General features: G+C 61.1%; 13 protein-coding genes. 5 read left to right on the forward strand and 8 right to left on the reverse strand.

The annotated features are described in order from the left end of the window. Positions 1–283: 283 nt before the first annotated feature. The 8 genes from Q0877_RS17125 to Q0877_RS14150 form a co-directional block, all read right to left on the reverse strand. On the reverse strand, positions 284–856 hold the full coding sequence (locus Q0877_RS17125; protein ID WP_367182180.1) for a ParB family protein: 573 nt from the start codon (positions 854–856) through the stop codon (positions 284–286). Then, complete coding sequence (locus Q0877_RS14120) at positions 853–1,680, reverse strand: ParA family protein (protein WP_299168940.1); 828 nt, start codon at positions 1,678–1,680, stop codon at positions 853–855. The genes Q0877_RS17125 and Q0877_RS14120 overlap by 4 nt, the downstream gene beginning before the upstream one ends. A 1,189-nt stretch (positions 1,681–2,869) precedes the next feature. Then, positions 2,870–4,546 carry a MarR family transcriptional regulator gene (locus tag Q0877_RS14125; protein WP_299168943.1) on the reverse strand — a complete coding sequence of 559 codons (1,677 nt, stop codon included), beginning with the start codon at positions 4,544–4,546 and terminating at the stop codon, positions 2,870–2,872. Positions 4,547–4,916: 370 nt separating this feature from the next. Next, on the reverse strand, positions 4,917–5,063 hold the full coding sequence (locus tag Q0877_RS14130) for a hypothetical protein (protein WP_299168945.1): 147 nt from the start codon (positions 5,061–5,063) through the stop codon (positions 4,917–4,919). Between the two features lie 728 nt (positions 5,064–5,791). Then, positions 5,792–6,394 (reverse strand): hypothetical protein, encoded by a 603-nt coding sequence (locus tag Q0877_RS14135; RefSeq protein WP_299168947.1) that lies wholly within the window; start codon positions 6,392–6,394, stop codon positions 5,792–5,794. Continuing rightward, positions 6,391–7,494: a transglycosylase SLT domain-containing protein gene (locus tag Q0877_RS14140; protein ID WP_299168949.1), complete on the reverse strand. Its 1,104-nt coding sequence runs from the start codon at positions 7,492–7,494 to the stop codon at positions 6,391–6,393. Before Q0877_RS14140 ends, Q0877_RS14135 begins: the two co-directional genes overlap by 4 nt. A gap of 46 nt (positions 7,495–7,540) precedes the next feature. Continuing rightward, entirely contained in the window at positions 7,541–8,950 is a 1,410-nt protein-coding gene (locus tag Q0877_RS14145) for a hypothetical protein (protein ID WP_299168950.1), read from the reverse strand. A gap of 23 nt (positions 8,951–8,973) precedes the next feature. After that, positions 8,974–9,231, reverse strand: coding sequence for a helix-turn-helix domain-containing protein (locus tag Q0877_RS14150; protein WP_299168951.1), 258 nt, complete (start codon positions 9,229–9,231; stop codon positions 8,974–8,976). A 179-nt stretch (positions 9,232–9,410) separates the two neighbouring features. On the opposite strand from Q0877_RS14150, the gene Q0877_RS14155 reads away from it, so the two are divergent. From Q0877_RS14155 to Q0877_RS14175, 5 genes are all read left to right on the forward strand, one after another. Further along, complete coding sequence (locus tag Q0877_RS14155; RefSeq protein ID WP_299168952.1) at positions 9,411–10,013, forward strand: DUF6668 family protein; 603 nt, start codon at positions 9,411–9,413, stop codon at positions 10,011–10,013. Positions 10,014–10,017: 4 nt separating this feature from the next. Beyond that, positions 10,018–10,311 (forward strand): hypothetical protein, encoded by a 294-nt coding sequence (locus Q0877_RS14160; RefSeq protein ID WP_299168955.1) that lies wholly within the window; start codon positions 10,018–10,020, stop codon positions 10,309–10,311. Between the two features lie 35 nt (positions 10,312–10,346). After that, a complete protein-coding gene (locus Q0877_RS14165; protein ID WP_299168957.1) occupies positions 10,347–11,114 on the forward strand; it encodes a hypothetical protein in 768 nt (255 codons plus the stop codon). Between the two features lie 115 nt (positions 11,115–11,229). Next, positions 11,230–12,876: a hypothetical protein gene (locus Q0877_RS14170; RefSeq protein WP_299168959.1), complete on the forward strand. Its 1,647-nt coding sequence runs from the start codon at positions 11,230–11,232 to the stop codon at positions 12,874–12,876. Beyond that, positions 12,857–14,374 (forward strand): SCO6880 family protein, encoded by a 1,518-nt coding sequence (locus Q0877_RS14175; protein ID WP_299168960.1) that lies wholly within the window; start codon positions 12,857–12,859, stop codon positions 14,372–14,374. Before Q0877_RS14170 ends, Q0877_RS14175 begins: the two co-directional genes overlap by 20 nt.

A 14,374-nucleotide genomic window follows, 5' to 3' on the forward strand; every position in this document is an offset into this window, starting at 1 on the left:
CATCACCCCTGGGTAGCCAAGACACTACAACTGCCCTGCGAACTACCTGCTCAACAACATAAGGACAGCAGCAAAAACAGAGCGGTTTCCTGTTAGCCCGAACGCAGTGAGGTCCTAATCAGTGGCGCAAGAGCCCCCATCCGTGATGGGGGCTCGGGAACTTACCTGGTCACACGTTCTTCCGCGGAAGAGCGTGTGATGTGCCCTCGCGCACGAGGCAATGGAGCTGCACATACCCGCCAGTTCCTCGCCCTTGGTGGTTGATGCAGTCGGCTTCAGCAAATCAGCTACCCACGGGCCGCCCTCGGCGCACTCCGCGCGTACCCTTCCTGTACCGCTCACCGCCGTTGTACTTCTCCTCCAAGCGTTCAACTTCACGCTCCAGCACGGCGCAGATGAAAGCCGAGAGAGATTCGTGGCCTTCGGCTGCGGACGTATCTACGAATGCAGCACGCATCCTCTCGCCGAATTCTGGCGGCTCCCAATACCCAGTCTTCTTTAGCTTCTTTTGAGCATTCTGGGAGACAGGCGCGGCGAGCGGCTGTTGTGCAGCCTCCGGCTCCCTCGGCTCCGGATCTGGTCTGCCCGGTGGCTCAGGTGCTGCAAGAGGCTGCACAGGCTGTCCCTGCTGCTGCGTCAACCTCTCCGGTTCAGCCGCCGGTTCAGGGACAACCTCTGGCTCATCCCTGGTACTTGGCACAGCGTGGAGGGTGGGTGCCGGCGGTGGCGGTTCGGCAGCTGCACCCATCTCTTCGACAACACTGCGGGAGGGCGCCTTCTTCATACCTTTGGGACGCAGCTTCGCCAGCGGGTCCACCTCCCCTCCCCTTCTGGGGGCGGGATCAGGGCGGCTCATTCCCCACTCCCCTTCCAGATCAGCTGTGCAAGCTGCTCAAGATCGGACCTGAGGATGTTCGCTGCGGACCCGAATGACCTGAGGGGCTGGGATGCTGCTTGAGACCTGGCGAAGATTTCGCGGTCGGGCAGCGGCGGATCCAGCACGAGGTCGCCGAAGTCGCTGCGCACCTTGTTGATCCAGTAGGTCTGATCGGACCGGCCCTTGCGCTCCTTGTTGATGATGACGCCGACCAGCTCGATGTCCTCGTTCAGGTTCTCCTGCACCTCGGCAATGGTCGTCACGATCTCCGACAGTCCTTCGACTGAGGAGACGCGCGGTTCGGTGACCAGCAGTGCATGGCTCGCGGCGGTCAGAGCGTTCACGGTGAGGAGGCCCAATGACGGCGGGCAGTCGATCAACACGATGTCGTACTCGTCGGCGACTCCCTTCAATGCGATACGCAGACGGTGCTCGCGGGCCATCATGGAATCGCGCTCCCGCGACGCCAGGTTCCGCTCAGAAGCTATGAGGTCAACCGTGGGGTAGTCCTCTCCCCTGTCCGCTCTGGCTTGCCATTCCTCACCGGCCGGGATGATGGCATCTCCGGCTACGCCAGGGGCAATTTTCTGGTTGTTGTCCGGATCCCCATAGAGGACATCGTTCAGGGTGAACTCTGGCTCCGTTACCCCCATCGCCGACGTGGTGTTCCGTTGCGGATCAGCGTCGATCACTAGGACGGATTTGCCGAGCTTCTGGGAGAACGACTCGGCGAGCCCGGTGACGACGGTGGTCTTACCGACCCCGCCTTTCTGGTTGCAAACTGCAATGATTCTCGCCGGCATCTGCCAGTACCTTCCGTAGTCGCGCTGCGGTCGAGCCGAGACTGACAGGAAGCGTCCTGGTCAGGGACGAACCGGGCCGGCAAGACCGATTTTTCTTCACAGTAGCGGTGGCCGGCTGTTCCCAGTTCGCGCCACGCGGGACGAGGGCGAAATGGTAGTCGAACTTCCATTACTCCCGCCGGTAGCTTTGGTAACTTTAGAAGGTTTAGTACCGTTACTACCATTAGAAGTCTCGGGGGCAAAGGATGCTATGTACCCGTAGCTTCCATTGGAAGCCTACTTCCAATGCTCTTTACTTCCATTACTACCGTTGGTAGCTCGCACCCTCGACGAGAATGGAACCAATGCTTCCAACGGTCTCTTCGCTGCCAATACTTCCATTACTGCCGGGGGCCCGCGTCGGCTGGCGACAGTGAAACGGTAGCTTCGGTTCCATTAGATGAATCACCTGAGATAGTGCCTATTGGGGTCGTTCCAAGGCTGCCACTTCTGGGCAGGGAATCCGGGGCAACGGACGCAAAACTTCCATTACTTCCTGAGCGACTCACAAAGCCATTTTGCCAGGGGGGTGCGGTCCAATTACTTCCGATACTTCTATGACTACCCTTGCTTCTTACGCTCCCATAACTTCCATCACTTCCCTCACTACCGCCGGAAGTTTTGTAAGTTGTGGGAGTATTACTTCCGAAAATTTTATTATCAGCTGAACCGCTACCAATGTGAGTAATGGAACCATTAATTCTCTCAGCTCACCCATCCAGCAGCTGTTAGACCGTACCTCGGCCTGCATCAAGGATCCTGAAGCCGGCCGGCTGGAGGCTGGCGGCAATCCACGCTGGACTCGTCCGGTCCACTTTGAGCTTTGCCGGCATGTGCAGCGCCTGGCGTTTCACTGACCAGGGCGTTGCCTCAGTGAAACGCTCATCCGGATCTTCGGTAGTAATGGAAGTTCGGTGACAACCTCAAATAGCTGTAACGGGACTGTTGGTGCCAAAACTTCCATTTCACCTAATGGTTCCATTGGTACCGTAGCTCCTTGTGGAAGCTATGTCAGTTTCGGAAGCTTCAGAAGTACCGGAGGTTTTCCGCCGGTACTTCCCGGCACCGTGCCACGTCGCGGAGGCATGGTGGGGGAGTGGAACCGATACCACCATTGTTGATAACGGTGGTATCGAAAGTAACGGTAGTTTTATCCGGTCAGTCGGAACGCCATCTCCGAGAGCTCCCAATCATCGGGAGGAGGCTCAGCGAGATGCCAGGGATAGGGGTCGCCGGGGGAGAGGAGCGGTTGACCTTCGATGGCGCGTCCAGCAAGCCAGGAATGCCAGGCTGCACGTTCCTCCCGGTAGTGGGTGATCTGGGCAGCGACCGCGTCGATGACGCCCAGATACTCGGCGAGCCAAGCGAGACTGCCGGACGGGTCCATTGACCAGCCGCGGTTGTCTGGACCACCCCGGGCTACCAGCTTCCAGGAGGCGAGGATCTCCAGCGCCTCAGTAACCGCAGTCCGGCTCAGCGCCGTCGCCTCCACCAGCTGCGTGGTCGATAGGGGAGTGGGGGAGTGCTCGAGCGCCTCGTACACGAACGCGGACGGCAAGCCGAGCTCCCTAAAGGCCGGACGGAGGGAGTGGAGTTTGCCGGCGCGCCAGGACATAGCTTCTGCAGCGCTCTGAAGGTTCGCCGGAAGCGTAAGCATGTACTGGTCGGCATGCGTGCCCTTGGCTTCCACAATCTGGGTAATGAGCGGTTCTGACTCATGGCGCAGAGCTCTCAGATGCGCAGCGACGGTGGTGTGGTCCATTCCAGTGGCAACGGCGATCGACCGGACACCGAACTCGATAAACCTACTGCCTGTCATATGTGCTGCAGCGCCGAGAGCGCGGAGAACCATCCTTCGTGCCAGACCTTGGCGGGTACCTCTGTAACGGACTTCCGCGATAGCTAAGGCATTGCGCCAGGTCCGAATGAATCTGTGTTCGTGATCGGAACCGATAATTGGAGAACCAAGGATCCCTTGCTGCTGTGTATTTGGCTGGCTAGTGGGGTATTTATGGACATTGTCATTACCCGGTGCGTTAAGCGTCCGTTTTGTCCTGACGTGATGGATTGCTTTGTCCCAGTCGCGCTTCAGCGCAGCCGCACGGTGTGAAGGTGAGTAACGTGCAAAGAATTGGGCAAGCCCTGGCCAGAGTCCCTGCTTCAGCCGCCGGTCGACATCTGTAATGGATAATCCAGCGGCGGCCGCTGCAACCAGGACGGCCTGACGCGCCTCCGAGGGTGAGCTGTAGCGTGCTGTGTCGTAGATCCCTTTGGTGGCGATGTCGAGCATCCGACGTGACATCCGGCTGCGCGGGCCGTCGATCTTCGCTCCGTCGTCCTTGGGCCCCTCATAGCCCTGTTCGAGCCGCAGCGCACGCACACCGGCTATCTCCGCCTGAAGGTCGTTCCTGAGTGACTGGATCAGTTGAGCGGCGTTGGGCCGGCGCGCAATGTCATAGGCCATGGAAAGGCTCATATCGAGGATCTGGTAGCCGCCGCGCTTATGTACGGCACCAGGAGTGCGCATGCAGCCGCGGTCGATGCTTTGGTGGGGAGACTTATCCAGGGTTCGGTAGCGGGTGCTTATCGCTTCGACGAGCTCACGAGCCTCATGAAAGGGCAAGCGTTCAGCGAGCGGGACGTAGATATGGCGGCCGCCGCTGGGGGAGTGGTCGGCGATCCAGCGGATGCTGTGCTTGTATAGCCAGCTGGTGAAGAGGTGAACCTCGGCGTCCACCCGGTCCATGCCATCTACGCATGAGTCGAAGTCGAAAAAGAGCGCTCGGCAGGTCCCATCCTTACCGAAGATGCGTACTGCTGCCGGCATCGTAGGTGCTTTATCGCTCAGATCCCGCTCGTTGTGCAGGGGGTAACTCCGGCCTCCGTCCTTGGAGATGCGGATGCGGGGTTGCCCGGCCAGGAGTGGTGCGAGTGCTGCAAAGACGGTCGCGGGGTCATCTTGGACCAAGGCGACACGCGGGGCGCCCGTTTCTGAATGTTCTGGGCGCGCGGAGAGGCGCTGCTGTACGATGAGGATGTTCCTTCCGATGAGGGGGAACAGATAAGCCCTCGGACTTATCTGACGCAAATCCCGTGAGGGATCTGTACTGGCTTTTCACCTGGTCGCCGGCAAGCATTTAGGTGAAGGGCTGCAACTTCGTCATAAGAGGCCCGCCATGTGCGGGCCTCTTCATGCGTTAAGAGGCCACCGCGATAGGCAGTTCCTCCTGGTCATTTCGTGCGGTCAGATCGACATGCTGCAGCCGCATAGCCAAAGCAGACTCTATGAAGTCGGTGATGGTCAGACCCTCGAGTTCGGCTGCTTTAGCAACCTGCTCAGCCATACGCGTGGGAACCTTGCCACCCACGAACTGACGAGGTCCCTTGCTGGGGCGCCCGCCTCCGCGGGGATGTCCTGATGCAGCCATCGTCCATCTGTCCTTTACGTCAGTGCGTCCGTCCGACCTGTAGCTGGCCGGTGATTCGCACAGCGGATCCTCATGAGTTGAGCCTCGTATTGCGTTCACCAAAAGGGCCAAAGCAATTACTGTTTTCAACTCATGAGCAAAGTACCAAAGTCCTTGGCCATTGTGTGGGACCTTCGACCGCTCTTCGTGTCCGGATATTCCTGAGCCCACTTCCCAGTGCTGGCGCGGAAGCACCGCCTGCTTGGAGTGGCAACTCTCCTCTCGACCCGCAGAGTCTGGCGAGGCTCCAATGTTAGTAATGGAACCAATACTGAAAACAGATAAAGAAACCCTCTGGTGCGCCGTTATACGTCCGGTGAAGCACTCGAGTGGAAGTAATGGAACCCTTTTACCTCGCCATCCATGTTGGATGCGCAGCTCAGGCCGCGAGCTGGACCAATATCTATGCACGACGGATCCCCTTCCAAAGTATTGCCTTCTTCGGCGTGTCGCCCTCATTGGGAGAGTCTTGATACTTACGAGTAGCTCGCGAGTGCAACCACAGGTGCGAACCATGGTTGGAGGTATGAGAAGTTCGCGGCAGATACTGCTGGCTTCTTCGCCTATCCGCTTTGTCCCAAGCGGCACTATCCCAGATACAAGGTTCATTGGCTCATGTCCTGAAACTGGTGCCCTACGACGTACCAACGCCCGTCGTGTTCCTCCAGGTAGATGGTGACGATTCGTTGGCCGGTGGCGGTCAGCTTTTCTCCGTCTCGGCTTTCCCACTGCCAGCGGACGTCGTAGGCGCGGATTGCTTTGTCCTCGGCGATGTCTTCGGAGACGTCACCGAGTGCTGGAACGATGGAGGGGGAGCTGTATGCCTGGTGTTGGGCCGGTCCGAGCCAGGCACCTTGGGCTGCGTTCCGTTCGGGTTCGATCTGTTGGGCGGCCCAGTCCTCGCTCATGAGTGGTTTGGCGCGGACAGCTGCTGCCGTCTGGGTGCGGTCGTTAGTGGTGTCCCAGGAATGGAGCATCAGAGCTGCGATTTCTGCTGTTGAATCAGCGTCGGTGCGGTCTGCGTCCGATGCTTCAACGAAGGTGCCCCCGACCGGTGTTGGGTGGGCAGCCGCCGGATCGGAGGTGGCTGGGGCAGAGGTCTCGGGGGCTGCTCCGGCGCGGTCCTCGCTGGCGCCGCAGGCGGTGAGTGTGAGGGGCAGGGTTAGGCAGATACCGGCGGCCGATAGGTATGCGCGGGGGTCTCTCACTGGGGCCACGCTCCTTTTTCTTTGAGGATCGGTTCGGGGTCGATGTTGTAGCCCTCATAGGGGAAGACTAGGTCGGGAGCGTCCGGCGCGTAGATCTCTAGGTGAAGATGCGTCGGAACGGCTCCGAGATCGGCCTTGTTGCCCTCGGTCCCGATGACGTCGCCCCGTGTGAGCTCGTCTCCTTTGTCGACGGCGTAATCGTTGAGATGGCAGAAGGCGAATCCGAAGTCTGGGTCGTCGCCGTTCTCTTTGGCGATGACGCATCCGTCTTTGTCGTTGATTCCGGTGATGCGCAGATCGGTTGGGGCGATGACGGTTCCTCCGTCGCCATGTCCGGCGCCGGGTGTGGCGATGTCCACTCCGACGTGGTTCTGTGCCCAGTCCGGGAGCCCTGCTACGTTGCGCTGCCCGTACCCCGACGTGAATTCCCCTCCAGGCAGGGGAGTGGTCCATTCTCCGTCGCCGAGGTCGCCGTCCCATGTTCTTGCTCCGGTGGGTGCCTTGCATTCCGCCGAGAAGCTGCTTTGCGCAGTGTCCAGAATGCTGTTGATGTACTGCTGGGTCTCCTGAAGGGGGGGAATTCCCTGGTGTTCTCGTACCGCGCCGGGGCCGGCGTTGTACGCGGCGAGGGTGAGACGCACGAGGAGGTCAGCGTCGTTCCCGGCTAGCGCCTGGACTTCGTTCATCAGTGCGGCCATGTAGCGGCCGTAGGCGGGTATCGCGTCGCGTGCTGAGAATGGGTCTCCGCCGTTGCCGTAGCTGGCCCAGGTTGCGGGCATGAATTGCGCGACGCCTTGTGCCCCGGCAGGACTTTGGGCGTCTTCTCGCCACCCTGACTCTTGAGCCAGCTGCGCGGCGACCACGCTCGAGGGAAGGCCAGCCGTTTCGGCGGCCCCTTCAACAAGGGGACCCCACCCGTTGGGCACTGTGGGAACGGAGCCGTTCCCCTCCCCGGTAACAACGCACGAGGCGCGCTCCAGCTGCTGAGCTTCTTCGTCCTCGGCGATGCTCGCGGTGAGGACGACGATCGCCATGACCGCGCCGACAGGCGCAGCTACCAGTGCGGCCGCACCGCAGCCGAGAGCTTTCCCCCTGGACATGACTTCCTAACCCGTTGAGAACGTTGCGACGTGCTTGTGCTCGGCTTTACAGCTGATCGGTGAGGTCAGCGGTGGCTGACTCGTACGCGTGCCTGGTGGCAGGGTTGAGGATGTCGTAGTTGAAGGCCATGCCTTCCTGGAGGGACCGGTCGAACGGGACGACTGCGATTGCCGCGAGACCGATCGCTGCGCCGTACTCCTGGAGCCAGGCCAGGCGCTCCGCGTTCGGCTGCGCCGTGTTGGTGACCACGAGAATGGACCGCGCGAGCTTGTCACTGTGTCCTTCGGCTTTGACTCCCTCGACGGTTGCCTCGAGGAGCCGGCAGTCATCGGCTTTGTTCTGCGCGACGAAGACGAGGGAATCCGCGACGTCGACGGCGGCACGCCAGGTCGAGGCCTGGGCTGAGTTGCCGGTGTCGAGCAGAATCAGGCTGTACAGCGAGAGCAGGACATCATGTGCGGCCTTGACGGAGTTACCGTCGACCCGTCGCCGGTCAGCGCCTTCTGGTGGGGATGCGAGAACGTGGATCCTGTCATCACCCTGCGGCCGGACATAGCGGACGAGGTCACTGGTACGGCGGGTAACCGAACTCAGGTTTCGGATCAGGTCCAGCGTTGTCCGGTCGTGCGAGCCGGCGAGGGCCCGCTCCCCGAGTGTTCCCTGGTTCTCGTTGAACTCACCGGCGAGGATGTTGCCGCCCCTGATCCGCCCGTAGGTCGCCGCAAGGTGATAGGCGACCGTTGTCTTTGTGGCCCCGCCCTTGAGCTGAACCACCGCGACTGTGCGGTGCGAGTCGAGGGGGCGCTGGATGCGCGTACGACGGTCGCGGTTGGCCTGCTCCGCGGCCGTAGGTGTCAGGCTGGTCTTGAATGCCGTGTTCATCCAGCCACGCCATCCCTCGCGGGCAGGGGTTAGCGCTTTCTCTGCAGGAATTTCCGGACGCAACCGGATGCGCGGGTCATCGGGTTCGACCTGGATGGCAGCGGGCACAGCGGCTGGTGCTACTGATGGAAGTGGTTCGTGCTCAGTTTCGGCGGCGGCCACCGCTGGTTCGTTCCGCGCCGGTTCCTCAACGGTGGCCTGCTCTGCGGTGGGGTCCTCATCAGCGGCAGCCACGTCCACGGCGACGTTGCCTGCAGAGGAAGTGTCCGAATATCCGGCGGGTGCCCCCGATTTGGCTGTGTGTGGAATCCCGCGCCGCGCTGCGCGCTTGGCCCGCACGGAAGAGTCTTCCGCCACTGAACCGTCGACGTCGACGATCAGGAAAGACTCCGGGTTGGTGGGGGAGGAAGGGTCGGTGGCTGTCACTTTGAGGGGCCGTCCGAGGTCCTTGGCGGTATCGGCGAGGTAGGTGATCGCTTCAGGCATGGAATCGCACTGCCGTTCGACTCCATCGATCACCACCATGACGGTGTCATCGTCACCGATCGTGGCCGTGCATACTGGCCTGCTCAAAGCTTCCGCCATCGCCTTTTCCCCTAAATGTCGTCTGGTGGAGTTCCTTCGATCGCCGCCGGTGCGCCTGATCTCGGAATGTTGTAGTTGCTGTTGAGGTGCTCTTTGACGTCATCACGCAGGATCAACCAGGATCCGCCCAGCTTGATAGCCGGGACCCTGCCTTCCCGCAGCCACCGATATGTCACCTGCTTATCGGAGAGACCGAGAAGGTCGGTGAGCTGTTCAATACTGAGCCGTGGCGGCAAAGCGTCGAAGAGATCGTCCAGTGCCTTAGACACTATGACCACCCCAACCTCCATGATCAGCACGATACACGATGTGGTGTGAATGTAAAGTAAAGTACAGTGAAGTAAACATTTAGTAGTAATCCGCCTCAGATCGTGTCTACTATGGTCAGGGTCGAGTCTATGGTCGTTATGGGGGGCAAAAGTAGATGGTTAATCGCTGGGGCGATTACGTGACACAGGAGCCTGCTATCGCTCCGGTGGTCACAGAAACCGAGATCCGGGACGCTGTAGAAGTTCTTAGAGGTGTCGCCGGCCCGCAACAGGGCCTACTCGGCCTGGCCGCCGGCGAAGGTATGGCCAGATTCCTGACGGACAGCTCGGACGTGTTCTGGCTCGGCGTACACGGCGGAGCCGGTGAGAACACGCTGGCCGACCTACTCGGGGGAGTGCCGTGTCACCATCGCTGGCCCTCCCGCTCCGCCGCTGACCCGTCCGTCCAGCCTGCCCACGTTTTCCTGGTAGCCCGGCAGAACCACCGCGGCCTCAAAGCCGCCCAGCTTGCTGCCCGTGACTGGGCTGCCGGATCGCACCCAACCATCACTCTGCATGGACTTGTGGTGATCGCAGACGCCCCGGGCAAGACACCCAAAGCCCTGCACAACCAAACACGCATCACAGCCGGCGGTGTCCCACAGACGTGGGTCGTGCCCTGGATAGAAGAGCTTCGCCTCGCAGGATCAGTCGACCCCGAGTCGCTGACCCGCGAGCCAAGAAAAGTCCTCACCAATCTTCGTGAGGTCATCAACACCACCATCAGAGCTAAAGGGGACTAGACCTATGGAACTGCTTCTTATGACCCAGGACGCCGTCATCAACGCCGGCACCCTGCCCGACTCCGAACCGCTAGCCCCTCCGGGCATCGGTGAAGCCTGGAACCGCATGGTGGGCGTCGGAAAGTGGATTGCGCTGGGAATCTGCGTCCTTGGCCTGCTCGTCGTGGGCGGAAAGATGGCCTTCGACGCACGCCGCGGTGAAACCACGGAGGAAATCTCCAGTGTCATCAAGATCGTCCTCGCAGTGTCGATGGTCACCGGCGGAGCCTCACTCATCACCTTCATCTCGGGCGCCTGAACAATCGACAAACCAGTCTCACTACAGGAGTAGCCATGGCGGGAACAGAAGAAGAAACCGACAATGCTTGGTGGACCAAACCCACCTTCATCATCTCCGCAATAGCCGTTGTCCTCTTGATCGGAATGGGCATCATTCTCTTCACCTTCCTGGGCAATGAAGAGGGACCAGAAGCTGCACCTCCGGTACAACCACAGACGAGCTCACCCACCGCGACGGCGTCGGAGTCAGTCTCCGGCGAGTCCGTGTGCGGCTTGGAAGCCACCGGGGGAGCAACCCTGACCTCTGCACCTGATGACGTGGAGTGGGAATTCCTCGGCGGTATCGCAGCCCCAAGGTCAGTCGAACACGGGCCCGGGCTCGTCGACGAACAAACGGGCGTCCGCTCGTGCTACTCCCACACACCAGAGGGTGCGCTTCTAGCGGCTGCCAACCAGATAGCTGCTAGCGGAGATCCTCAACTCCTGCTTGCCACTACGCGGCAGTTGGCATTGGAAGGGCCAGGCAAGATTGAGACTGTTCAACTGATTGAGCGGAGGATCGACTCCGGAGATACTTCCATTCCTCCAGTCGAGATCGAAGGCTTTCGCCTTTTGTCCTATGAAGACGCTGAGGCCACCTTGGAACTCGTCGCCTCCGGCGATTCCGGGACAGAACTCTTGTACTTCACGACTTCTCTCAACATGGAATGGCACCAGGGCGACTGGTACGTGCGGTACAACGACGATGGCTCTAGCGGCCCCGTTGAAGGCCAGATATCTGATCTCGATGGCTATATCTTGTGGGGCTCTAGCGTTGGCTGACGTCCCAGCAGAAGAGGAATGCGGCATCGTGGACCTCGGCTGTAAGGCCTCTCAAGGAATTTCGGATGCCATTTCCGGTGCCTCTGGCGATGCAATCGAAGCAATCGCTAACGCCGTGACAGCCGCACTTGTTGCGACGATCGCCGAGCTTGGCACACTTTGGACGACGATCGATGCTCCGGACCTGACTACGGGCGCCGCTGGGTCCGCTGAGGCACCCCCTGCTGGTGCTTTCAACGATCTGGTCGGAACCTTCCTCGGGTATGTGACATGGATTGGCATGGGTATTAGCGCAATCGCGCTCATCCTCCTGGCGATCACCTTGGTAACAAACGCCCGTCGTGGCGATGGCTCAGACCTCGTCAACAGGGCAACTCTTCTCTTCGGAGCGACGGCCCTCATTGGTGGAGCTACTTCGCTCGCAGGGTTTGTCGTTCCGCAGCGGGCAGCGTCTTCCGCCCCGGCGGTGGGCTTCATTCAAGACCAAACCTTTTATCTGACCCTCGCTCTAGCCGCGCTGAGCATGGTTGTGGCCGGCGTGCGGATCGTATGGACCCAGCGCGGCGAGCCGGCGCAGGACCTTCTGAAGGGGCTGCTGACACTGGCAATAGTGACCGCTTCCGGTGTGGCGTTACTGAACGTTCTGCTCGAGGCCACAGACGCACTAGCGGAACAGATCATCGACGCAGGAATCGGCGATGATTTCCAGGCTGATGTCCAGCTGCTTCTCGGAATTATGCCGGGCGCAGGCGAGGCCGGCGTCTTCCTAGGCGGCAATCAGATGCTCATTATCATCGGTGGCATCATCGCGGTGTGCATCAACATCACACAAATCATGCTGATGGTGCTTCGGACAGCGATGCTGTTCCTGATCGCCGGGGTTCTTCCGCTCTCGGCGGCATTCATGAATACCGAAACCGGGAAAACCTGGTTCAGCAAGATCGTTGCATGGACCCTCGCCTTTGCCTTCTACAAGCCCGCCGCCGCGTTGATTTATGCAACCGGTGTCACTCTGACCACCTCCGGGCTTTTCTCCGGTCAGGGGCTTCTGCAGTTCTCCGCGGGGCTGATCCTGATTGCCGCGTCCGTCATTGCGCTCCCGGTACTCATTGGCTTCCTCAGCCCCGCCCTTGGGGCGATGTCGTCCTCGGGCGGTGGTGCCGGTGCGATGGGAATGGCCGCTCTCGGTGCAGCGATTCCCCAGGGTGCGTCACGGCTGGCACGCAGCCGCCAGGGCTTCGGAAGTACCCCAACCCCGCAGCAAGGACCATCTTCACAGGAGGGATCGTCCTCGCAGGATGGGTCGTCCTCTGGCGAGACCGAAGGGGCCTCCTCAACTGATGCCGCAGGCACAGGCGCTGGAGCTGGTGGCGCAGCTAAAGCAGTTCCCGCTGCTGGAGCCGCCGTAGCTGCCGCTCAGACAGCCGAGAAGGGCGGCGAAGCTGTCGCTGGAGCTGTCCAGGAAGGGGCTCAGCAAGGTCCTTCTGGCGGGGCCCAGGGCAGTTCGGGGAACCCAACGACATCGCCTCCGGCAGATGCCGGAACGTCAGGAACTGACGGGTCCGGGCGGGGGGTTGCACCGCCCGGTGGAAGCGGTGCCAGCCCGTCTGGCGCGACGGCCGCTGGTGGTGCCGCGGGGATCGCTGGTGCTGCCTTGCAGCAAGGTACCGCACAGATTCAGAAGCAGGCACAGCAGATGAAGCAGGAAATTTCGAGCAACACCGGAAACGAGGATGGTCCTAATGGCGCAAACCGAAGCTGACACTGTCGACGTCCGCCCGCGCGTCTATGGCAATTACCGGGTACCGACTAGCAAAGGCCTTGCTGGCCTGTCGACTGCTGGGACCGTTGTCCTGGTCCTCGGCGTGGTCGGCGGGGTCATTCTGATGATGCTCAACATGTGGGTGGCTGCTCTCCTGTTCGAAGCCATCATCGCCGTGGTTCTGCTGCTGTCATTGCAGAAGAACAAGCACGGCCGGACCTTGGTTGAGCGTATCTTCCGTCGTTTCGGGTGGATGAACGCCCAGTACACAGGGGCCGATGTTTATCGTGCCGGCCCTGTCAGCCGGGTACCGGGCGGGACGACCACGCTACCGGGCATCTCGGCACGATCGACCATCAGCGAGCACACCGACGCGTACGGGCGACCGTTCGCCCTCCTGCACGTCCCGCAGCGGAACCATTACACGGTCGTTCTGGGGTCCGAACCGGATGGTGGCGGCATGGTCGATCAGGAGCAGATCAACCGCTGGGTGGACCGTTGGTCGCACTGGCTCGGCCTTCTCACCGACGAGCCCGGTCTGACCGCAGCATCGGTCACGATCGAGACAGCACCGGATTCCGGTTTCCGTCTCGCCCGCAAGGTCGAGAGCCGTATTGATCCGAATGCACCGGAGTTCGCCCGGGCGGTCATCCAGGAAACCGTCGCCGCGCTGCCTACCGGCGCCACGGTGACTCGTGCTTATATCGCGGTGACTTTTCGTGCCGCACTGCGGTCCGGTGGGCGGATCCGGAAGGCCGACGAGGTAGCAAATGACCTGGCGGCACGGCTGCCGAATGTCACTGCGAGTCTGAGCAATACCGGTGCCGGGGTCGCTACGCCGCTCACGGCGCAGGAACTATGCGAGGTCATCCGGGTGGCTTATGACCCTGCCGAGTCGGTGCTGTTCGATCGGGCTCACGCCGAAGGTAAAGCGCCGCTGTTGAATTGGAGCGAGGTCGGCCCGCAGGCCGCCGATACGTTCTGGGACCGTTACCACCACAACAACGCGTGGTCGAAGTCCTGGGCAATGTCCGTACCGCCCCGTTCCACGGTCCAGGCGAATGTCCTGCAGGCCTTGGTCGCGCCGAGCCCCGAAGTCGTCCGTAAGCGCGTCACCATGCTGTACCGGCCTATTGATGCCGCCCGTGCCGCCCAGCTGGTGGAAAACGACGTCAACACGGCCACCTTCAACGCGTCCTCGCGTAACCGTGCCACCTCACGCGATACCCGTGAGACCAGGGCCGCCCGCGCCACCGCCGAGGAGGAAGCTGATGGAGCGGGCCTGCTGAACTTCGCGATGATCGTCACCGCGACCGTCCGCTCAAAACACGACCTACCCGACGCTGAAGCCGCTATCGAAAACCTCGGTGCATCCGCCCGGATACGCCTCGAGGAGGCCTACGGCGCCCAGGACTCGACCTTCGCGGCCGGACTACCGCTGGGCATCGTCATCCCGGATCACCTGGCACTACCCAAGACCGTGAGGGACGCACTCTGA

Origin of the sequence: uncultured Arthrobacter sp., assembly GCF_947495145.1 — a bacterium.
Taxonomy (GTDB): domain Bacteria; phylum Actinomycetota; class Actinomycetes; order Actinomycetales; family Micrococcaceae; genus Arthrobacter_D.